The following is a 21,403-nucleotide window of genomic DNA, read 5'->3' on the forward strand; positions in this document are numbered from 1 at the left end:
GTGAAAATCTCACCCGTTTATTGCTGTGCTTGCATTGCAAAATCAATTTGTTCGTAATTAAAGCCTCGATACATCAAGTAGCGTACACGTTTCGCTCTTTCTTTCTGGTCGAGTTCTTTACCTGAATTTGAAAACTTCTTTAAATATGCGTCCTGTGCGAGTTCAAACCAATCGATTTCGAACTCCTCGAGCGTCTTATCTAATAGTGCTCGGTCTATCCCTTTCGCCATTGCTTCGCTCTGAATGCGTTTCGCACCATGATACTTTGCTAAATGGCGGCGTACAAACCCTTCGCAGTAGCGCTGTTCGTTAATAAAGTTGTGTGACTCACACCAATCTAACAAACGCTCTGTAAACTCGGGCGTCGCCTCTTTTTGCTGTAACTTTCGCGTTAGGTCTCGACGCGAGTAATCTTGTCGAGACAGTAACCAAAGTACGTAATTCTTTAATTTTTGTTCTTTATCATCCATTACGCGTCAAAGCGCCCTGATTGTGACTGCGCCTGTGGTGCTTTTGGTTGGTCATCACCTTTTGGTACAACCGGCATAAAAATAGCCTGAAAAGACACGAAGAAGCTAATGTAACAAATTGGCATTAAAACCAATAGAGGAATAAACGATAAAGGAATACAGATCACCATTAAAACGGCGCAAATTAGGCCATAGACACTCAGTGGTGCCATATTATGGTAAAACACCATGAATGAGGTTTTTAGAACCTGCAACATATTGCTTTGTTTTTGAAAATAAACCAATGGAATAGCATAAGCAAACGCAGTCATATACACACAGATTGCTAATAGAAATACCGCCACTTGCCCCATGGAAATTGTGGCCAGTAAATCAGCAATATGTGTTTGATTTTGTGGGTCGAACGTTTGGCTTGAAATAACCGCATAAGCATCGGCAAAAATGAAATTTGATAACAGGGCTAATAAAATACCCGCCGCCATCTGGTACACAGCAACACGCACTAAACCAATACGATTACCTTTATTACTAAAGGGTTTAAAAATATCAACTTGGCTAACCGTACCACCTTGCTGTTTTGTCAATACTGCTTGATAAAAACCAGCCATTAAAAATGGCGCAACAAATGCACCGACGACTTGTAACAGTGGTAGCACTAACGATAAAAAGCCAATAACACCTATTAACAGGTGCATTAAAATAAACGTAACGGGTTGCAGCTTGAAGATTTCCCACCCTGCTTTAAACCATTTTACGCCTGCATCGGCTTTAAAAACACGAACTTCGATCGACATAGTTTCTCATTCAATAACGGCAAAACGCACCGAGTATAACTGGGTGCGCCACGGGTTTATAGTCACCTGTTGTGAAATTTATTCAGGCTTTTTAATTTTCTTAATATCAAGCATGTGCGAGCCATGTTTGATTTTCGTTTCAAGGTAAGCACGGTTACCCACTACACCTGCTTTAATGTGTGCATGCGTACCAACTACTGAATCAACCTCAATGCCAGCGTCACGCAGTGCTTTAAGCTTATTCGGGTTATTTGTCATTAACTTAACATGCTTTTGATTAAGTGCTTCGAGCATTAATACGGCGTCTGAAAAGTCACGCAAATCATCAGCAAAACCCAAGTGGTTGTTCGCTTCGTACGTATTCATACCTTGCGACTGCAATACGTAAGCATCAATCTTGTTGTATAAGCCAATGCCACGGCCTTCTTGGCGTAAATACAGTAAAATACCACCTTGCTCGTGCATCATTTCAATGCATTCATTTAACTGCTCACCACAATCACAACGTGACGAATGAAATACATCGCCAGTCAAACACTCTGAATGCATACGAATTAAGGGTACGTCTTGCTCGGTGTCGGCTTGATTAAACACTAAAGCAACATGCTCTTGGCCATCATTTAAGCCACTAAAAGATACGATTTCTGCAGGAATATCACTGTTTTTGCCAACATTTAGCTGGACTCTTGCTCTTACTTGCGCCACGACAAATCCAAATTAAAAAATAAATGCGATACTGCAAATGTGATTACAACAGCTTGAAGGTTGTAAGAATGCAACATACGACGAGTGATAACTAATATTGAGGCAGTTACCAGCAATTCAAGTATTATACACTCAAAGCACTTAAAGATACGAGCTTTGCACTGTGTATTGCGGCTAAAATTGAAATACAGGCATGCAACTTTTAGTTTGAAAGTTTCTAAACAAGTGACAACGCTCACGCTGTTTGCTACCATCATCGAGGATAAGATTCATTCTCATTTACTCAACTTCAATCATCTTATTCACGCACCTACAGGAAAATAATAATAAGGATTATTATGAAAAAAATGTCTCTCGCATTATGTGCTACCTTGCTATTAAGCCAACCCTCTTTGGCAAGCCAAGATATAAACTCAGAATTTAATAACACTTATCGTGCTTACTTAGCCGCTATAGAGAAACATGAAGACGCCACTGAGCTTGCTAAAAAAGCCTATACGCTTGGTCAAAAGGTATATGGTGAAAATGCTGAAAATACAGCGAATTTAGCAATCAACTATGCCAATACCCTACCTGAAAACAAGCAACAGGAGCGCTTTGAGCTATTCAAATATGCTTACGATATTTTAGCAAAAAATCATGGGAAGCTGAGCAACGAGGTTTACGACTCATTATTTGGTTTAGCTCATTCAACCAAATCGCCAAGACTTGCTTTTGACTACCTTGAAGACGCGATTGAAATCGCCACAATAAAAAAAGATCACAAACTAGTTGCTGATAGCAAACTCAAAGCAGCGCGTATCCTCGCTTACAAACCAAGTGGTGGTCGTTACTTCACAGCAAAAGCTTACCTAGAGGAAGCCGACGAATATTATAGAAATAATATCCCTGAAAACTCTGTTGAGCGCATTGAAGCTGACTTTTTAGTTGCCGCGTTTGCAGAGCATAAAAAGAACTACGAGCAAGCGATAGAGCGTTTGACCCATGTCGTCACTGTTTTTGATGAAGCACTGAGTTTTGATCATAAAGCAGAGCTGGATGCTCACTCTAAACTTGTACATCTTTACGAAAAAGTGGGCAAACGAGAAGAAGCCACTAAGCATTGTGTTGCCATTGCCAAAATGGTGCCATGGAAAGACAGCCAAGAACAAGAACCCCTGTACCGTGTTAATCCTAAATACCCATTGATAAAAGCGCAGCGAGGCCAAAGCGGCAGTGTTGTCATGGAATTTGAAGTAACCCCATCAGGCTTTGTTGATAAAATAACGGTTATTGAATCTAAAGGCGGAGGCGCTTTTGAGACAGAAGCCAAAAGGGCTGTAGAACAATGGCGTTATGCCCCTAAATTTGAAAACGGCCAAGCCGTTGCAGCGATTTCTAAGGTGCAATTAGACTTTAAAATCAACAAATAAACAACAGGGTCGCAGTGCGACCCTATCATAACTTATTAAGCAAGTTATCTGCTGCGTCTTCAATTAAATCGAGTACCTTTTCAAAACCTTGATCGCCACCGTAATAGGGATCTGGGATCTCGCTCTCCCCTGCATCACCATGACTTAAAAACAACGACAGCTTATATTGCAGGTGCTCAGGGCACTGGGCTTGTAAATCAGCAAGGTTTTGCTTATCAGCCGCAAGAATTAAATCAAATTCATGAAAATCAGCGTGAGTGACAGGTCGTGAATATATGCCTTTAAAACTATAGCCACGCTTTTCGGCTGCTGCTTTTGAGCGTGAATCTGGAGGGTTGCCTTGGTGATAACCAATGGTGCCAGCAGAGTCAACTTTAACATTAACACCCAGTGCCTTTGCACGGCTACGAAGAACCGCCTCAGCAGTAGGTGAGCGGCAAATATTACCTAAACAAACAATCAACACCTTTTTCATTACGCACCCTTAAAATTGCTTTAAGATTGACTCATCATAACATTCTGCATCAAGCGAGAGATTGTATTTATCTGCCACACTATCAAGCTCAGCCTGCTTAATTGCTAACTCATCCATGGTAATGGTGTTGTCATCAAGCTGCCATAACAAACGCGACCCCGCATAGCTATAATGAATGGCTAACAAAGCATCGGCATTGCCCTCACGCCCTGCTGCTTTTAACTTTGGCATTTTGCGGGTGATTTTATTAAGGGCTTTTTTAAGCTCCCACACATAAACAATTTCAGTCATGTAATCATGGTTGCGGTACTTATTAAGCACAAAGCCCACCAGCACACTACACACAACAACACCTAATAAGTTCCAATGAAAATGGCTACCGCTTGGGTCAGGGAATAACGCAATTAGCGCTTGTGAAATGGCTAAACTGCCAACGGCTAAACCAATTACGCAGGCAATAATCACGTGGTTTAAATGTTTACGGTAACGGGCTTTATCTATTTGAATAAGTTTCATAACAACCTAAAAAGTCACACTAAAATTAGTGAAGAAATAAAAAGTGAAAAAAATTTCACCCCTTTTTTATTTGCCAGCCGTTTTAGCTATGAAAGCAATTATCCAAAGAGGAACGGCTATGCATACTTTACCACTAAACTCAGCAAGCTTGAATAACAGCAATGCTGCTTTAAAGACAACCGCAGCAATTATTGGCGGCGGTGTAATGACCTTTGCAGCATTTGCCTTCATGCAGTACTTAATTTCTGCTGAGCAAAGAGCCGATGTAGAGCTAGGTCCAGATATCACGGTTGAAATTTATGAAGTACCTGAAGACTCAAAAGTACAAGTAAAACAAACACTGCCGCCACCGCCAGTTGCTAAAATGCCGCCAAAAGCGCCACCACGCCCTGCGGCTGAAACCCCAGATACAATGGTCATTGCCGATGCAACACCAACAATGACCTTTGATGGCATTGGCGACACACTTAGTAAAACCATTAATCAACCAACGGGAGATGCAACGCCTATCGTGCGTATAAACCCTAAATATCCGCCGGTCGCAGCCCGCGATGGTATTGAAGGCTGGGTGCAAATTAGCTTTAGCATTTCACCAACGGGCGAAGTGATTGACCCTGTTATTATTGATGCTGAGCCAAAACGGGTATTTGACCGCGAAGCAATTCGCGCGATTAAACGTTGGAAATATCGCCCTAAAGTTGTTGAAGGTGTGGCACAATTACAAACAAACCAAAGCGTTCAACTTGATTTTAAAATAGATGGATAACTGCCTATGCTAATGAGCATCAAGACATGGTTATTTGACAAACCAAACACAGATTGTTTGGCTCAGTACGCCAAAACGGGCGACAACCGTTACCTTAACCAACTCGTTGCTCAATACGGGAACGATCTTTTTCACTACCTAGTCACACAAAGTGATAAAGATCTTGCCCTTGATATATGCCAGCAAACCTGGTTAAAAGTCATTGATAAACGTGACTTTTACACTGCTCAAAACAACCCAAAAGCATGGCTATTTCGGTTAGCACGTAATTTGTTAATTGATGAATTTCGTAAGCAGCAAAAGTTCGTTGAATTAGAAGACAATCAACTATTTGCTGAAGCGCAGGATGCAAGTTATCACTACGACTACGAAGCCTTTGATAAAGCACTCATGGCACTTAGCTTTGCACAGCGAGAAGCGCTGACCTTACAGCAAGAAGGCTTTAGTCTCGAAGATATTGTTGCTATCACACAAAGTAACCCAGAGACCATTAAAACTCGACTACGATATGCCCGTCAAAACCTGAAACAACAACTAGGAGGCCATTATGAAGCGTAACGACGAGCAACTCGATGCTGATTTAAAAGCACATTTTCAAAAACGTAAGGCAGAGCACACCTTAAGCAGCGACGAGCTTTCAGACATGCAAAAACCACAGTCAGCAACGCCAAGGCCACAGCGCTTTTTAGGCTTACAATTGACCGGTGTTTTTGCTGCTTTAGCGATTCTTGGTTTTGTCATGCTGCAATACAACAACCGCGAGTTAACCGATGTTTATGCAGTAGATTTATCAGATTACCAATGGCTTGAGGTACACGAACTCGACGCCAAAGGCAGCTATGTGAGTAATCTTAAACAGCAAAAACAAAACCTAGATGCGAACTACCAACAAGCATTAGCCAATCACCAAGCCCGTAGCAGCTTCACCGGCCGTCTCGTTAGTGTTGATAACGACTGGTATATCGCCGACTGCGAGCAAAATGTCATAGTACAAATAAAGCAGTCACTCCTTGAAGAGCTACAAAAACACGGCACCCTAGATACTCATATTCACCAAGGAGACCTACTCGCCCTAGACCAAAACAAACAAGGCCAAATCATCGCACTTAAACAGCTGACTCATGAGGCGAAAAATTGTACGATTTAGCGAGTTAAAAGAGTAAAATTGCGAGCTTATAGGTAGCAGCGGGTTTACCCCGCGTAGGCGTGAAATTTTTTTCACGCGATGGCCTCAATCCATACTCTTGTAGGTCGGGCTTTAGCCCGTTAATGAAAAGATAATTTGTCGCCATAAATGACGACCTACGTGACGTTGGGTAAAACGGAGTGAAACCCAACAAGTTAATTAAACCCCATCTCTACTTAATCGGGGTCAGATCAAACGGCTGACGGCTAATACCCCACTCTTTACCTCGCTTTTCCTACCAATAATCGCACATTGTTCTAATGTTAATAACAATTTAATGCTGAACCAGCTAGGCTAATAACATCGTGTTTTAAAATATGGAGTTACTATGAAAAGGTCTTTGTTTAACAGTTTAATCATTGCCTCGATTAGCTTATCGAGCTTGCAAGCCTGTGCTCAGCCGGAGCAAAAGATTCCTCTGGATGCCAGCGCGAATAACTACAAACTAGAATTAGTAAGCGAAGGAATTCAAATTCCTTGGGGTATGGCTTGGCTTAACGAGCGTGACTTACTTGTCACTGATAGGCGTGGCGAGCTTAGATTAATTCGTGATGGCAAACTCGTTGAGCAAGCAGTTAAAGGAACACCTAAAGTGCATGATGAAGGCCAAGGGGGCTTATTAGATATAGAGCTTGATCCGAACTTTGCCGACAATGGTTGGATTTACTTCTCGTACTCGGGTTATGAAGGCGATGGTGAAGGTTACAATACCTCGATTATGCGCGCCCGCTTTAAAGATATGGCACTTGTTGACCAGCAACTGCTGTTTGATGGCGAGCCAAATATTAAAACAACGAAACACTATGGTTCGCGTATTGAATTCGACAAAGACGGTTACCTGTACTTCTCTATTGGCGACCGCGGCAAAAGAGACGTTCCCCCACAAAGCCTAGACTATGATGCGGGTAAAATTCACCGTATCAATAGCGATGGCTCTATCCCTAAATCAAACCCGTTTTATAACCATAAAACGACTCATAAAAGCATTTATTCATATGGACACCGTAACCCTCAAGGTATGGCTATGCATCCTGAAACGGGGGTTATATGGAGCCATGAACATGGCCCTCGTGGCGGCGATGAAATTAACATAGTTAAAGCGGGTGCAAACTATGGTTGGCCTGAGATCACTTATGGGATCAACTACATTGGCACAACAATTACCGACGAAACCAGCCGCGCAGGAATGGAGCAGCCTGATTGGTATTGGGTGCCTTCAATTGCCCCTTCTGGTATGGAATTTATCACTAGCGATAAATACCCACAGTGGCAAGGTCACATTGCCGTGGGTTCGATGAAATTTGGCCACCTCGTTTTGGTAAAGCTTGATGGTGACAAAGTAACAGGCCACAGCAAGGTATTTGAAAGTGTAGGTCGTGTACGCAGCCTTGCCACCCATCCAAATGGTGATTTATATCTTGGTGTTGATGGTGTGGGTGTTTATAAGGTTGTACCTAAGATATAACTGTAAGATTTGAACGTGCGGGCTATCGAGTATTGTAGGCGTGAAATTTATTTCGCGCGATGGTTTTTTGCAATATACAAGCAATAAAAAACCACAGAGAAAGTCTGTGGTTTTTACGTATAGCTTACAGCGATTAACTTCGAGCTATTAATTATAAAACAATAATACTCGTTACTAGATAAGCGATGAAGGTTAACGCACCGCCGAATAAAGCATACGGCATTTGGGTTTTCACGTGAGTTAATAAATCACACCCTGATGCAATGGCCGATACCGCGCTGGTATCTGAAATTGGCGAGCAGTGATCGCCAAACACACCGCCACCTAAAATAGCCGCAATCACTAATGAAGGTGGTAAACCCAAAGCTTGAATGAGCGGTACACCAATTGGAATCAGAATCGCGAATGTGCCCCATGAAGTACCTGTGGTAAATGAAATTACCGCACCGGTTAAAAACAGCACTGGCACAACCAAGTAAATAGGTAAAAAATCACCTACTAGCCCAGCCACAAATACACCTGTACCTAAATCTTTCAAGCTTGCACCTAAAGTGAGCGATAGCAATACAATCGACACTAATGGCAGTAACTCACCCATGCCTTTAAAGCCAATATCAACAAGTTTATGGTGAGTAAATTCACGAGAACTAATCATTAAAAAGTACGCCACAACACAAGCGAAAATAGTGGCATACAACACTGATTTAGAACCACTACCACTGGCAATATCGCCATCGCCAGTCCAGAACATAAAGCCAACCATGCTACCAATTAAGGTAATAAGTGGAATAAGCATGTAACGGGCTTTAGAGCCTTTTACTTCTTCTGCAAGCTCAGTTTCTTGCTGCTCAAAATTCTCTTCTGCTTGCTTTAAAGGGCCATGTACTTTGTCGAAAGTAATCGTATAAAACACGATAAGTAACGCGATAATAGCGTAGAAGTTATAACCAATGCTGCCCCATAGTACAGATACCGCAGACTCTTCCATTTCGTAATTACTCAGCAGACCAAGCACATATGCGCCCCAGCCATTGAGTAAAATTAAGATACACACAGGTGCGCTGGTACTATCAATAATGTAGGCAAGACGCGCTCGACTCATTTTAAATTTATCGAATAAGCCACGAGACAAAATACCCGAGGTTAAAACACTTAAGTTCGATTCAATAAATACCGCAATCCCCGAGAACATGGTTAAGTAACCCACTTGGCGCTTACTTTTTGCCACGCCCTTATTCATTAATAAATTAACCGTTGCAGCCACACCACCCGATTCACGAATGTAGGCAAGTAAAGCACCAATTAAAATACTAAAAATAAGAATACGGCTATTACCTGGGGAACTGGCAACTTCAATAACCCGCTCAATGGTGTTAATAAAGGTGAAAAACAAGGTATTACCTTCACCATTCAGAGCAAGTAAAAACTCAGACGACGCAACCGCGACCAATAACGCCATGATCACTTCTTTGCGCCAAAACACAATTAAGATAGCAATCAAGGGTGGTAAAATTGAATACCAAGACATAAAAACCCTTTTAAATTAAGATCAATATTTTATTTTTATTATGCTAAAACCCGCTAAGCTTAATGGCTTTACCGCTAAACTCAACTTAAATCGACTAGTGATTTAATATACTCTCATAAATCAGTGAGATAATGGAGCCATACTTGCCTGTTTCGAAGCGCTTTCCGACAAATTCGTAATTTTCTGGTGAGCCTTCAATGGGTGTATGCCGTGCATTGGTTAAAAGTACAATTGCTAGGTCATATTCGGGATCAATCACAGTTACTGTGCCAGTCCAACCTGTATGACCAAAGGCGCGGGGGCTCGCATAAGGGCCAAAATGCCATTTACGCGCTTGGTGTCCTGCTCTTCGCCACCCTAAGCCATACGTTTCATCACTCGCTTGCGGCTGAGTGAACTGCGCAAGCACTTGTGGGGTAAATAATTGTTTATTATCGTAGCCACCGCCGTTTAGCAAAACTTGCATTAATACAGATAAATCTCCTGCGGTACTAAAAAGCCCCGCATGTCCTGCTACGCCACCTAAGGCATAAAACGCTTTTTCATCATGTACTTCACCTTGCAGTACATCGGTACGAATATTTTCAAATTCAATACGCCCACCGCGAGTGTTACCATTTATTTCAGTGGCGGCAATTTGCGAGGCTAAAAAGCCTTTTTGTAATGGGTTATAAACCGTGTGCGTTAAACCAAGTGGCTGATAAATTTGGCTTTCAACATAAGCATCTAGGGGCATACCGCTGATACGCTCAACCAGCACACCTAGCAACATATAATCGATATCAGAATATAAGTGCTTTACGTTACGACCCGCCACAAAGGGGACACCGGTTAATAGTAGGTTTTTGGTACGCAGGCTATTCTGTGAAAAAAAGCGTTCACCAAATTTATTGTCTTTACGGTGAAAATCAACCACAGCGGGGTAACCAGCGCTGTGGGTAAGTAAGTCTTTCACTAAACGCTGCTCGCGACCGCTGCCCCTAAATTCTGGTAGGTAATAAAACAGCGGTTTTTCTACGTCGAGTTTACCTTCGCTGGCAAGTTTCATCAGCGCAAAATTAGTGGCAAACATTTTTGAGTTCGAGGCAATATCAAACAAAGTATCGTTTTGCATGGCTTGTGGGGTTTTAAGCTCACTGCCATCAGCATGGTACTTTTTAGCTGCGCCATAATGGCTTAATTTAATCAGTTTGCCATCTTTAACAATTGCAAGCACAGCCCCTGGGAAGCCCTCTTTAATTTCTTGATTAATTAATTCATCAACGGCGTTAAAACGCTTTTGAGTAGCATTTTTATCGAGCGCAGGGTAAGGGAAACGTAATGTTAAGCTTGCTCCTTCAGGCAATACATTTTCTACTTTATAAGTGTTAATGCCATCATGAGTACGTTTATACAAGCTGTATTGGTAGGTTTGCTCTGCGGTAAGTGGCGAGGCAATATTAATTTTTTCACCATTAATATAAATGTCTGCGCTAATCGCATCGTGATTTTCAATAATTATTTCACCACGACCTTTATAAGCTGTAAATGTGCCTCGGTCGTTTACTAACGCGCGACTACTCGGATCAAGTGCAGGAATACGTGCTATCACTTGTGCATTAGCCAGTGTTTTTGGCTCTGGCTCAACCGTTTGCTGTTGCTGCTGATACTCTGTAAATAACCGCTCAAGTTTTTTAGGGAAGTACTTTTCTAATAATGCAAAAAGGACGGATGCAGTTCTAGCATCATTATTACCACTTACATGCCAAGGTAAAAAGTGCATTTGAAAGGCACTCAAAGCATCTAGGGTTTGAAAATCTAGCTGCCCTGTTGCAATCACCTCATAACCGTAGCTGCGCAGCGCTTTTTGCACAAGCTCTGTTGAAGGTTTTGATGCACTAAATAACTGCCAATATTTATCAACGGTGTCGCTGTCGTACCAGGCACCGATACCCGCTTTATAAAGTTGATACCAAGGAAAGCGCGGACCTGGGTCGTTCTTACGGCTTGGGGCAATATCAGAATGACCAATCACTTGAGTTGGGCCAATATCAGGGTTTCGAGCAAGAATATCTTTACTTAATTTGATAAGTAACTCAATTTGCTTGGCATCGTAATCAGGGTAGATACACAGTTTACTTGCATCATTTTGCATCGCTGGTTTACTTTGCTCAGGTGTGTGACAGGTAGGTACGTTAACGATTTCAATACCAATAGAGTGATCGTTTAAGTCTTCTCTGCCTTGCCAAAAACTACGCCCTGCGTGCCATGCTCGGTCTTTTTCATCAACGAGCTGAATAATTTCTAAATCGTCTTTTGGGTAACTTGAATCGCCCGACTCAGGTAATAAATAATGAGAGCTTAGACCTCCTTCATCGACTAACGCACGCATCGATTTTTCGTAATCAATGGCGGTGTAATGCATCACTAAAAACTTTACCCGATGACTGTAGTTGGCTGATTGCGTATAGGTATATTGCTTACTAGCACAGCTAACTAATAATGCCGCACTACAAAGATAACACAGCTGTTTAAGTAATGTTTTCAAAGGGATAAAACTCATAACCGATTCATACCTGATGATTTAAGCGTTGACGATTCTCAGCAATACAGTAGCAACACCCATGTAACATGTAAAATATTTTATTTCACATAACCGGAATAAAAAGCATATTTTATCTTTCTCATGGTAAATATTGAGTACACTCAATAATTAGTGTTGTATCTATTATGGAATAAAACTATATTATTCCATCTAAATTAAGAAAAATATTCCAAACTTAAGTCAGCTAAAACAAAAATAAGTCGTCATGTTAAACAGCCATTGTGCCGTATTCATATTTGAAGCATGCAATAAGCAAGACTAAGTTAAATAAACAAAGTGAGCCCTATGTCTACTTTTGTAAAAATTAAAGCCTTACGCCAATCTTTATCGAGCAGCGAAGCTAAGCTGGCTGATTTCACATTAAATTCGGCTAACGCTATTCGTAATTTGTCATCGGTTGAATTAGCTAAAGTGGTTGGTGTAAGTCAATCAAGCGTGGTGAAGTTTTCACAAAAATTAGGTTATAAAGGTTTTCCTGCTTTTAAACTTGCAGTGATTGATGCCCTTAATGATGAAAGTAGCGAACCCAAACTCCATGGCAAAATTACTTTAAATGATTCGCTTGAGCAAATCGCTGAAAAATTACTGAGCAGTAAGCTTGCTGTTTTAACTGAAACAAAAAACCTTAACGAAGCTGCTGCAATTGAAAAAGCTGTCGAGCTATTAAAATCAGCAAAACGCATTCTTATTTGTGGCGTGGGTGGTTCAGCACTGGTTGCAAAAGACTTTTCATATAAATTACAAAAGCTCGGTATGCCAGCAATCGCTGAGCCAGATGGACATGCACAACTTGCTTATGTGGCCACCTTTTCTAAGGGCGACTTAGTTATTGCTATTAGTGAGTCAGGTATGACCCGCGAAATTGCCGAAGTAGTTAAACAGGCCAAGAAAAACGCAAGCTCAGTGATCTCAGTAACTAAGTTTGGTAGCAGCCTAGTTGCCGACTCAGCAGATGTAAAACTCTACTCTGTCGCTGAAGGAGAATCTGTTCGCCTATCATCTATTTTAGCGCGAACAGCTCAGGACTTTGTAATTGATATTCTTTTTATCGCCCTTACACAATCGAGTCGCCAAGGTCGTAAATTGCTGGAACATTCTAACGAAGTTGTTGGCGAATTTAAGAATAACTAATTTAGTTTTTTACGCTTATTTGAATAACAAAGCAGCTTAGGCTGCTTTTTAATAATTTTTGTTTTAAATACTCTCCCCACCCCTTATAACTTCAAATCCCAAACTTACCTGTGAGAATGAATTACAGAATGCACAAACAGCATGGTGCCTTTGCACAGTCTACAAACTGCCTGTTTTTTACCCAAAACCACTTATATATTTTATTCTCAACAAACAACATTTAAATGAAAAAATATTCTTGACCAACACTAATAACACCTGTTTAATATGTGGGCAACATAATTTTAAAGTTCATGTCTCAACTGGGTAAGTAGTCCACCAAAGCATATAAATATAAGGACGGGAAACAATGAAACAACATGCATCCTCTCTCGCGCTAAGCTACATAGCAAAAGCGACTAACCATGCACTTCGCACAAAAAAAACAGCCTTAACAGGCGTTATTATGGCCGCAGCATTAACAAGCGCACCAGCCTTAGCTAATCTAACAGGCGGAATCAAAGGTAAAGTATCAACACCAGCGGCACAACAATCATTGGCAGGGATCACAGTTACAGCGAAAAGTAATGTTATGCCTAAAGCACGAACCGTTACTACACGTGAAGATGGCAGCTACGACTTACCACAGTTAAAACCTGGCACTTATGAACTAACCTTCACCGACAAAAACGGCGTTTCACAAACCATGACGGTTGATGTTTTGCTTGAGCAAACATCTAGCCTCAATATTACGTTAGGTGGCGCAGACGAAAATGTTGAAGTTATCACCGTAACCGGTAGTAAATTATATCGCCAAGGTAAGTCAGCACTAACAAACTCACTTGGTCAAGAAGGTATCAATAATGTACCTGTAGGCCAAGATTACCGTGATTTATTAAAACTTGTGCCAGGGGTAGAGCTTTCAGCAAATACAACATTAGGCCCCTCAGCAGGAGGCTCTGGTGTAGACAATTCGTATGGTTTTGATGGGGTAAATGTATCGCTGCCTATGTATGGTAACTTGGCGTCTGAACCTTCAACCCATGATGTTGCTTATGTAACCATGGACCGCGGTGGCGCGAAAGCGGTTGGTTTTAACCGCTCTGGTGGTTTTTCTGTTAATACCGTGTCTAAGTCTGGTACTGATGAATTCCACGGTAACATCGAATACAAAGCACAGCCAAAAAGCTTTGTTGCAACGCCAGTGGGAGAAGAAAGCTATGAGATGGATAAAAGCTGGCTAACAGCAAGTTTAGGCGGCCCACTTATCGAAGATACCCTCTATTTTTATACCTCATATTATCGCCCTGAAGAAACACGCTCTAATAAAGGCACGGTCTACGGTGATGTTAAAGACTATGAAAGTGTTCGTGATGAATACTTTGGTAAATTAACTTGGGCACCGACCGACGATATTTTAATTAATATTTCACAACGAACCTCGGATAAAACACTTAAAGGTCGCTCAATTGGTGCTTACGAAACAGATAGCGTCTCTGCAGGTGATAAAGCTGATCAAGATATCTTTACACTAGATGGTTCATGGATTTTAGGCTCAGCAACCACCCTATCATTCCAGTACAGTAAATTTGATTTAGAAACGGGTTCACAACCTGATAACCCGCTTAGTGTTGTTCCTTCATTAAATGGCCAACTTGATGTCAATAATCTAACGGAAATGGGTTATTTTTCAGTACCTAGCTTAATAGACTATGATCCCGCTGACGGGTTCACCGAAGAGCAAATTGCGATACACAACGCTGGAGCCTCAGCACTCATCAACACCTATGGTTATCTAGAAGATGGCGTGATGAAAGGCAGTGGCGGTGTAGGTGCATTTGCAACTTATGATAATCAAAACTTCTATCGTGACTCTTTTGAAATAAACCTAGAGCATGAATTTGATTGGGGCGATACATATCACACACTTCATTTTGGTGCGAAGTGGGAAGAAGGTGAAGAGCAACTTACACGCTTATCAAATGGTTGGGGACGTATTGCATACATTGGTGGCTTAGTTGATCCTGATGCCGATACTGAAGGCTTTGACCCTGCTGATGCGGTTTACCGTGCCCATGTACAGCAAATGAGCTTAGCAACCGATGGCGGCACAACAGTTTCGGGGATTAACTCAGAAACGCGAAGCCTCAACTTTGAAATTAACGATACCATTGAGCATGGGGATTGGACCTATAACTTAGGTTTACTTGTTAGCCAAGACACTTGGTATGGCCAAGGCTTGAAAAAGAAATCTGGCACAATCTCTGGCTACGAAGTTGCTCCTGGCCACAAATATGAAATGTATCAAACAGATTGGAAAGATATGCTGCAACCGCGATTAGGTGCAACATGGACCTACTCAGGTGAAGACTCAATATTTGCCAACTTTGCAATCTATAACCCAGAAGCAAGCTCACTTTCACGGGCAGCATCTTGGGACCGTAATACCCGCGCCGAAATCGAACTGCTTTTAGATGAATCGGGTAATATTCTTTCGGCATCTCCGCGCCGTGGTTCATCGGGTAAAGCATTTCAAGAAGATATGAAACCTCGTCGTATTAACGAGTTTACATTGGGTACAACCAAGTATATTGGCTCAGACTTAGTATTACGTGCTCACGTACGTCACCGTAAAGGTATGCACTTTTGGGAAGATATGCCAAATACAGCACGCTTAACAGACTACTCTGGCGTTGATGCTGACGGCGTACCACAGCATATTGCAGACAAAGGTTTATATATTGATAACCTAGATGCAATTCGCGATGAAATCGGTGGTTCTTCGTATGTAATCGCCGAGGTTGATGGCGGTGAAACCAAGTACTGGGAAGCAAGCATTGAAGCTGAGTACATGGGTGAAAATACCTATATCAATGCCTCTTATGTATGGAGCCACTACTACGGTAACTTTGACCAAGACAACACCACCACAACCAACGATGCCAACAACTTTATTGGCTCGTCGTACTATGGTGATGGTCGCGGCCGTTATTCATGGGATAACCGCTACGGTAAGCTCTCAGGCGATAAACCACATCTATTAAAAGTGTATGGTTATTACACATTGCCTTGGGAAGCCAACTTAGGTGCTTATTTCGTATTCCAATCTGGTAGTGCATGGGAGAACTGGGATGGTACTCGATATGGCTACTCGTCAACCTCAACATCTAGCCACGTGAGCCGCTATGCAGAACCTGCTGGTTCTCGCAGAACAGCAAGCCATTGGCAACTTGACTTGAACTACACGCAAGACTTTAAGTTCTCAGGTGATATGGAATTACAATTGCGTGCTGACTTATTCAATGTGTTTAATCGTCAAACGGGCTATAACAAAAACCCATATGTAATTGATGAAAACTACGGTGAATCACGCAGCTACTATAACCCTCGCAGCTTACAGTTATCAGTTAACTTTAAGTTCTAAACCAGTTAAATCCTGTTGGGGGTCGCATATGCGGCCCTTTTTTTATACTCAATAAACTGAGCAACATACCTACCTTGATTACGCCCTCGCTTCTCTATTTTTTAACGGATAGAATCTGCATATAAAAAATATTTTAGAAAGTAGAAGAACAGTCTTCCAAGAGTAGCTTTAAGCGACGAGTATCCTGATGCCTTTTATATAACTAAAGCCAAGGCGTTTCATAGCTGTTGTGTATCTATTTTAAGATTTAATTGAATTGTTAGGTTTAGCTAAAACTAAAAACGAGGCCTGTGCCTCGTTTTGTAATTATTACTGATAAAGTAAATAAGGTTGTCGCTGTCGTTTAAAGGTCGCTAAATCCTCCTGCCAGCTTTGCCTAATTTGTTGCTCAGTTTGGCCAGCTTCAATGGCTAAACGTAATTTATCCGTGCCTGCGAGCTTATCCATAAAGTCAGGACGTTCAAAAAAAGTCTGATTGGTATCTCGCAACGTTTGGTAGGCCGAAATAAATACACTTAAATCTAGACCATGAATATCAGCATCTCGTAAGTCTTGACCAAATACTTCGACCCCTTTGAATTTAGGGTGCATTGAAGCACCTTTAATCGCCCTTGGCGTAAAACTAAATTCGCCAAGTTTAACTGGCGAGTAACCAACAACTTGAAACGGAAAATCAGTACCACGGCCAATAGTTACAGGGGTTGCTTCAAAGAAGCACAATGATGGATAAAGCGCAATTGACTGGGCATTCGGTAAGTTAGGACTAGGCTTTATTGGTAGCTCATAAGCCATAGTACGGTCATAATTTGCAACAGGCACGACACTCAGCTCAAGCTTATCAGCGTCATTTATCCAACCTTCACCTTTGATCATTTGAGCAAGTTCAGCCACTGTCATACCGTGTAAAACAGGAATTTCGTGCATGCCAACAAACGAGCGAAATTGTGGATCAAGGATAGGCCCATCAACATAAGCAATATTCGGGTTTGGCCTATCGAGTACCACAACCTGTTTACCATTTTCAGCGGCAGCTTCCATCACGTAATGCATTGAGCTTATATAGGTATAAAAACGCACACCGACATCTTGAATATCAAAAATAATAACGTCTAAATCAGCGAGCATCTCAGGGCTTGGCTTTTTATTGCTGCCATAAATAGATACAACATCGATACCTGTTTTAGCATCTACCGTGCTTTTAACGTGAGCTCCAGCGTCATGATCGCCGCGAAAGCCATGCTCTGGGGCAAATATTTTGCTAACGACAACGCCTTTATCTAGTAATGCATCAACCAAGTGTTGACCATCAACCACTGATGTTTGGTTAACCACTAAGCCAACACGTTTTCCTTTTAATACAGGTACATAAGCTTGAAAATTGGCTGCGCCCACCTGCAAAGGCTGCAGCTTCTGAGCTGCTTGTACAGGCGTTTCTTGGCAACCTAAAAGCGCAAAACAACTAACGAGTAATACAGCTAAAAAGCGCATTATTTTTCAACCGCCTTACGTAAAAAGCCACCTGCTTTTGACAATAACTGTTTTGCTTCAGGGGCTGGTTTTCCGGTTAACACGATTAAAATAGCCAGTTTTGCACTTTGCTCAGCTTGCTTTAATGCATCCACGGCTTGCTGCTGAGAGCAATCTGTTGCTTGCATGACAATACGAATAGCACGAGCGTGTAACTTTTCGTTACTGGCATTCACATCAACCATCAGATTTTTATACACCTTGCCTGTGCGGATCATGCTGGCTGTACTTAGCATATTCAACACCAGCTTCTGTGCCGTGCCCGATTTCATACGTGTAGAGCCAGTTACAGCTTCTGCACCCACCACGGGGCAAATGCCGATTTGTGGTAAACGCATCACTGCTGAATCAGGATTACAGGTGACACCTACAGTGACACAACCAAGTGATTTAGCGTATTCAATTGCCGAGCAAACATAAGGAGTACGGCCACTGGCAGCAATACCAACCACCACATCTTTACTGGTTAAATTGGCATTTTTTAAATCTTCAATAGCAAGTGTTGTACTATCTTCAGCCCCTTCTACAGCTTTTTTAACCGCAGTGTCACCACCAGCAATAATGCCGAGCACTTGCTGATCGCTCACGCTATAAGTAGGCGCACATTCAACCGCATCCAAAATACCTAAACGACCACTGGTGCCAGCACCAATGTAAATTAATCTGCCACCTTGCTGAAATGCTTCAACGACATGATCGACAGCTTCACTAATTTGTGGGATCACTCGTTTCACGGCACCCGCTACTTTATGATCTTCATTATTGATTTTAGTGAGGATCTCAGTGGAGCTGAGCAGATCGATATCCAAAGTGTCTGGGTTTTGTCCTTCAGAGACAATACCGTTTAACTCTTCGAGTAACTCACGTTGTTGCTTAAAGACGTGCTCAGGGCTCATTGGGTTGTCCTTTTTCAATAATGTCATGGTAATGCTTTGCCGCTAAAATGGCGGCACCAGTTAATGAATCTCCCTTACAAGGAGATAATTCGTTTTGTAAAGCGAGTGGCAATAACGGTTGGCTGACTTTCGCCAAACCACCAATTAAAATCACCGGTAACGGCGAGTTACCTCGGCTTTTATTTATTAACCTAACCACCGATTGGGTGTGCTCTGTTAATACCGTTTTTGCCGCCTCACAGTCGTTTTGTAAGCTAAACACCAACGGGCTAAATGCTGCATAATCCGCGGGTTTTGCTTGTTTAAGCCAACTACTAATTGTTTGACGAGTGCATCCTAGCTGCTCACTCAAACGAATAGTTAATCGGCTTTTTGGTAAATCGTAAATATCTATATCGTTTAATAATTGCTGCACAGCCATCAGGCCGATACGCGCACCACCGCCAAAATCATCAACGGTAAAACCCCAACCGCTCACCAACTTAGTTTGCTTTTGCGCGTTTAATCGTGCCCCGACAGCACCGGTGCCAAGGGCAATAACCACACATGGCTCACCAAGATTAGCACCATATAATGACGTAATGGCATCGCTGGTAATTTGCAAACTGGCAAATTCTATTTCGTAAATCAGCTTGAGCATCACTGTTAATTGCTCAGCAAGGCTCTGCGATGAGCCACCAGCAACACCCATAACGGTGACAATTTCACTAGGCTCAGCGCCACTTTGCTGGCAAACATCACGGGTCACTTTAACAATGTTTTCTAACGCTAAATCAAGATCATTCGAGATTGATGCTGAACCTGCTTGGGCATAAAAAGTAGCGCCACTTGCCTGCTCTTTTAGCTCAGCTAACACTTTGGTACCGCCACCATCAATGGCTAAAACATAGCGTACGGCCATTTATGCACTCTTCTCGTGCGTCGCTTTACCTAAGCAACACACCAATGTCGCAAGCAAAGTGCCAATGCACAGCTGCCAAGTAAAGCCTAAGTAAAAACGCATTGACTCAGGTAGTAGCCAGTCAATCATGTACGGCTGCATTAGTAAGGTCACCATAAAGCCCGCTATTAGCGCTGCTAACACTGAGCCTTCACTGCCTCGTTTGGTGAACAAGGTGGTAAAATACACACCTAACAAACCGCTGTACGAGAACACCATTACACTTAGCGCAAATTTTAATAATGGCATATCACTGTATTGCTGCCAGAAATAACAAAGAATAGCCATCAGCGCTAAGGCAAGGCTAACCATTGCCATCCCTACACGACCTGCTCTCACAAAGTGATGATCGCTTACTTGCTTGTTATGCTTTTCTAAATACGGGCGATAGATATCTTGTACAATGACTGAAGACATCGAACTAAGCCCAGAGTTCAAAGTAGAAATAGCCGCAGCAATAATACCCACGCTGACTAAACCTTTAACCCCGGCTGGTACTTCGTTTAATACGTAGTACATAAAGATAGTGATTTTTTCGCCATTAAATTCTTGTACGACCGTTTGCCCAGCTTCGTTATTCATTAGTGCAGGTTGCTGATAAACAATATAAAGCAGCAAACCAATAAAGATAAAAATAGCCATAACCGGGATCACCATCACCACCGATAGTAATAACGCTTTACTGCCTTCTTTTGGACTTTTACAGGTTAATAAACGCTGCGTCATATCTTGGTCTAAACCAAATGCGGCGATGTTTAATAGCACAAACCCCGTTAACACAGAGGCCATGTTGAATACCCCTGACGGGCCAAAGTCTAAATCAAATTTAAACAGCGCAAGTTTTGAATCTGCACCAGGACTTGGCTCATTCAGCGTTGCAATAATGGTTGAAAAATCAGCCGGAATAACATTCAACAAGCACCAAATAACCGCAATAGCCGCACTGACATAAACGATACTTTGCAGTACATCAGAATAAATAACGCTACGAATACCCCCTAAAAAGGTATAAAGCAGACCCGCCAGCGCCAGCACTAAAGTCGCGATAACCACACTATCGGCATCGATATTGCCATATAGAATCATCGCCACAGCAATAGCGGCCATGTATAAACGAGCACCACTGGCAAACACACGGCCAAATAAATACATCATGCCGCTACGGCGCTTGGCCTTTGGCCCGATACGTTTTTCAAGCAGTTCATACACAGTGAACACTTTTTGCTGGTAGAACTTTGGAATTAAAAACGCCGACACCACAAATGCCGCAATAAACGCACCGATATTAGTCGCAAGGTAAGAAAAGTCACCTTGATAGCCTTGATCTGGCCCGCCAATAAACGTTGCCGCTGATTGCGAAGTCGCTAAAACAGAAATAGCCACCATCCACGTTGGCATGCTATTTCCGCCTAGAAAAAAATCTTGGCTTGAGTTAGCGCGTTTGCGATTAAACCACCAGCCACTTAGCAATAAAATTGCACCATAACTTGCGAATACTAGCCAATCGAGAAAAGCGTAATTTGCACTCATTTATTATCCTAACCCAAACCCTAATGGAATATATTATTCCACCATTATGACAAAATTAAAATAGTTTTATTTTAT

Annotated in this window: 18 protein-coding genes; 7 read left to right on the forward strand and 11 right to left on the reverse strand. The window is 42.0% G+C overall.

Features of this window, described 5'->3' with window-relative positions:
- Positions 1-17: 17 nt before the first annotated feature.
- From LY624_RS12870 to LY624_RS12880, 3 genes are all read right to left on the reverse strand, one after another.
- Entirely contained in the window at positions 18-470 is a 453-nt protein-coding gene (locus LY624_RS12870) for a regulatory protein RecX (RefSeq protein WP_062569605.1), read from the reverse strand.
- Complete coding sequence (locus tag LY624_RS12875; protein ID WP_237118066.1) at positions 470-1,264, reverse strand: BPSS1780 family membrane protein; 795 nt, start codon at positions 1,262-1,264, stop codon at positions 470-472. The genes LY624_RS12870 and LY624_RS12875 overlap by 1 nt, the downstream gene beginning before the upstream one ends.
- A gap of 78 nt (positions 1,265-1,342) precedes the next feature.
- Positions 1,343-1,969, reverse strand: a complete 627-nt coding sequence (locus LY624_RS12880; RefSeq protein ID WP_062569603.1) for a GTP cyclohydrolase II — start codon at positions 1,967-1,969, stop codon at positions 1,343-1,345.
- Positions 1,970-2,307: 338 nt separating this feature from the next.
- Here LY624_RS12880 and LY624_RS12885 point away from each other — a divergent pair, with 338 nt between their 5' ends.
- Positions 2,308-3,381, forward strand: coding sequence for an energy transducer TonB (locus LY624_RS12885; RefSeq protein ID WP_130150373.1), 1,074 nt, complete (start codon positions 2,308-2,310; stop codon positions 3,379-3,381).
- 25 nt (positions 3,382-3,406) lie between these two features.
- On the opposite strand, the gene LY624_RS12890 is transcribed toward LY624_RS12885, so the two are convergent.
- Both LY624_RS12890 and LY624_RS12895 read right to left on the reverse strand, forming a co-directional pair.
- Positions 3,407-3,856 (reverse strand): low molecular weight protein-tyrosine-phosphatase, encoded by a 450-nt coding sequence (locus LY624_RS12890; RefSeq protein WP_341803143.1) that lies wholly within the window; start codon positions 3,854-3,856, stop codon positions 3,407-3,409.
- 9 nt (positions 3,857-3,865) lie between these two features.
- A complete protein-coding gene (locus tag LY624_RS12895; protein ID WP_341803144.1) occupies positions 3,866-4,372 on the reverse strand; it encodes a DUF3087 domain-containing protein in 507 nt (168 codons plus the stop codon).
- A 118-nt stretch (positions 4,373-4,490) separates the two neighbouring features.
- Here LY624_RS12895 and LY624_RS12900 point away from each other — a divergent pair, with 118 nt between their 5' ends.
- The 4 genes from LY624_RS12900 to LY624_RS12915 all read left to right on the forward strand — a co-directional run bounded on the left by LY624_RS12900 (position 4,491) and on the right by LY624_RS12915 (position 7,789).
- Positions 4,491-5,138, forward strand: a complete 648-nt coding sequence (locus LY624_RS12900) for an energy transducer TonB (protein WP_341803145.1) — start codon at positions 4,491-4,493, stop codon at positions 5,136-5,138.
- A 6-nt stretch (positions 5,139-5,144) separates the two neighbouring features.
- On the forward strand, positions 5,145-5,696 hold the full coding sequence (locus LY624_RS12905) for an RNA polymerase sigma factor (RefSeq protein WP_341803146.1): 552 nt from the start codon (positions 5,145-5,147) through the stop codon (positions 5,694-5,696).
- On the forward strand, positions 5,686-6,285 hold the full coding sequence (locus tag LY624_RS12910) for a hypothetical protein (protein WP_341803147.1): 600 nt from the start codon (positions 5,686-5,688) through the stop codon (positions 6,283-6,285). The genes LY624_RS12905 and LY624_RS12910 overlap by 11 nt, the downstream gene beginning before the upstream one ends.
- Positions 6,286-6,652: 367 nt before the next feature.
- Positions 6,653-7,789, forward strand: a complete 1,137-nt coding sequence (locus LY624_RS12915) for a PQQ-dependent sugar dehydrogenase (protein ID WP_341803148.1) — start codon at positions 6,653-6,655, stop codon at positions 7,787-7,789.
- A 151-nt stretch (positions 7,790-7,940) separates the two neighbouring features.
- Here LY624_RS12915 and LY624_RS12920 read toward each other — a convergent pair whose 3' ends face one another.
- Together LY624_RS12920 and pbp4b are read right to left on the reverse strand one after the other, a co-directional pair.
- The gene (locus LY624_RS12920) at positions 7,941-9,317 is read right to left on the reverse strand and encodes a Na+/H+ antiporter NhaC family protein (RefSeq protein WP_341803149.1); all 1,377 of its coding nucleotides are present in this window, start codon (positions 9,315-9,317) and stop codon (positions 7,941-7,943) included.
- Between the two features lie 94 nt (positions 9,318-9,411).
- On the reverse strand, positions 9,412-11,859 hold the full coding sequence (pbp4b, locus tag LY624_RS12925) for a penicillin binding protein PBP4B (protein WP_341803150.1): 2,448 nt from the start codon (positions 11,857-11,859) through the stop codon (positions 9,412-9,414).
- Between the two features lie 327 nt (positions 11,860-12,186).
- On the opposite strand from pbp4b, the gene LY624_RS12930 reads away from it, so the two are divergent.
- Positions 12,187-13,032 carry a MurR/RpiR family transcriptional regulator gene (locus tag LY624_RS12930; RefSeq protein WP_062569591.1) on the forward strand — a complete coding sequence of 282 codons (846 nt, stop codon included), beginning with the start codon at positions 12,187-12,189 and terminating at the stop codon, positions 13,030-13,032.
- A 349-nt stretch (positions 13,033-13,381) separates the two neighbouring features.
- Entirely contained in the window at positions 13,382-16,435 is a 3,054-nt protein-coding gene (locus LY624_RS12935) for a TonB-dependent receptor (RefSeq protein ID WP_341803151.1), read from the forward strand.
- A gap of 309 nt (positions 16,436-16,744) precedes the next feature.
- Here the strand turns inward: LY624_RS12935 and LY624_RS12940 are convergent, their stop codons facing one another.
- Genes LY624_RS12940 through LY624_RS12955 form a run of 4 tightly spaced genes read right to left on the reverse strand, consistent with a single transcriptional unit; the run spans position 16,745 to position 21,328 of the window.
- Complete coding sequence (locus LY624_RS12940) at positions 16,745-17,923, reverse strand: exo-beta-N-acetylmuramidase NamZ family protein (RefSeq protein ID WP_341803152.1); 1,179 nt, start codon at positions 17,921-17,923, stop codon at positions 16,745-16,747.
- A complete protein-coding gene (murQ, locus tag LY624_RS12945; protein ID WP_237118055.1) occupies positions 17,923-18,858 on the reverse strand; it encodes an N-acetylmuramic acid 6-phosphate etherase in 936 nt (311 codons plus the stop codon). Before murQ ends, LY624_RS12940 begins: the two co-directional genes overlap by 1 nt.
- The gene (locus LY624_RS12950) at positions 18,848-19,759 is read right to left on the reverse strand and encodes a BadF/BadG/BcrA/BcrD ATPase family protein (RefSeq protein WP_341803153.1); all 912 of its coding nucleotides are present in this window, start codon (positions 19,757-19,759) and stop codon (positions 18,848-18,850) included. The genes murQ and LY624_RS12950 overlap by 11 nt, the downstream gene beginning before the upstream one ends.
- Complete coding sequence (locus LY624_RS12955) at positions 19,760-21,328, reverse strand: sodium:solute symporter (protein ID WP_341803154.1); 1,569 nt, start codon at positions 21,326-21,328, stop codon at positions 19,760-19,762.
- Between the last annotated feature and the right edge of the window lie 75 nt (positions 21,329-21,403).

This window comes from Pseudoalteromonas sp. N1230-9 (assembly GCF_032716425.1).
GTDB lineage: Bacteria > Pseudomonadota > Gammaproteobacteria > Enterobacterales > Alteromonadaceae > Pseudoalteromonas.

Excerpts from the sequence above, each read along its gene's own strand:
- LY624_RS12870 (WP_062569605.1), bottom strand. The coding sequence starts at position 470 with ATGGATGATAAAGAACAAAAATTAAAGAATTACGTACTTTGGTTACTG.
- LY624_RS12875 (WP_237118066.1), bottom strand. The coding sequence starts at position 1,264 with ATGTCGATCGAAGTTCGTGTTTTTAAAGCCGATGCAGGCGTAAAATGG.
- LY624_RS12885 (WP_130150373.1), top strand. The coding sequence starts at position 2,308 with ATGAAAAAAATGTCTCTCGCATTATGTGCTACCTTGCTATTAAGCCAA.
- LY624_RS12890 (WP_341803143.1), bottom strand. The coding sequence starts at position 3,856 with ATGAAAAAGGTGTTGATTGTTTGTTTAGGTAATATTTGCCGCTCACCT.
- LY624_RS12895 (WP_341803144.1), bottom strand. The coding sequence starts at position 4,372 with ATGAAACTTATTCAAATAGATAAAGCCCGTTACCGTAAACATTTAAAC.
- LY624_RS12900 (WP_341803145.1), top strand. The coding sequence starts at position 4,491 with ATGCATACTTTACCACTAAACTCAGCAAGCTTGAATAACAGCAATGCT.
- LY624_RS12905 (WP_341803146.1), top strand. The coding sequence starts at position 5,145 with ATGCTAATGAGCATCAAGACATGGTTATTTGACAAACCAAACACAGAT.
- LY624_RS12910 (WP_341803147.1), top strand. The coding sequence starts at position 5,686 with ATGAAGCGTAACGACGAGCAACTCGATGCTGATTTAAAAGCACATTTT.
- LY624_RS12915 (WP_341803148.1), top strand. The coding sequence starts at position 6,653 with ATGAAAAGGTCTTTGTTTAACAGTTTAATCATTGCCTCGATTAGCTTA.
- LY624_RS12920 (WP_341803149.1), bottom strand. The coding sequence starts at position 9,317 with ATGTCTTGGTATTCAATTTTACCACCCTTGATTGCTATCTTAATTGTG.
- pbp4b (WP_341803150.1), bottom strand. The coding sequence starts at position 11,859 with ATGAGTTTTATCCCTTTGAAAACATTACTTAAACAGCTGTGTTATCTT.
- LY624_RS12930 (WP_062569591.1), top strand. The coding sequence starts at position 12,187 with ATGTCTACTTTTGTAAAAATTAAAGCCTTACGCCAATCTTTATCGAGC.
- LY624_RS12935 (WP_341803151.1), top strand. The coding sequence starts at position 13,382 with ATGAAACAACATGCATCCTCTCTCGCGCTAAGCTACATAGCAAAAGCG.
- LY624_RS12940 (WP_341803152.1), bottom strand. The coding sequence starts at position 17,923 with ATGCGCTTTTTAGCTGTATTACTCGTTAGTTGTTTTGCGCTTTTAGGT.
- murQ (WP_237118055.1), bottom strand. The coding sequence starts at position 18,858 with ATGAGCCCTGAGCACGTCTTTAAGCAACAACGTGAGTTACTCGAAGAG.
- LY624_RS12950 (WP_341803153.1), bottom strand. The coding sequence starts at position 19,759 with ATGGCCGTACGCTATGTTTTAGCCATTGATGGTGGCGGTACCAAAGTG.
- LY624_RS12955 (WP_341803154.1), bottom strand. The coding sequence starts at position 21,328 with ATGAGTGCAAATTACGCTTTTCTCGATTGGCTAGTATTCGCAAGTTAT.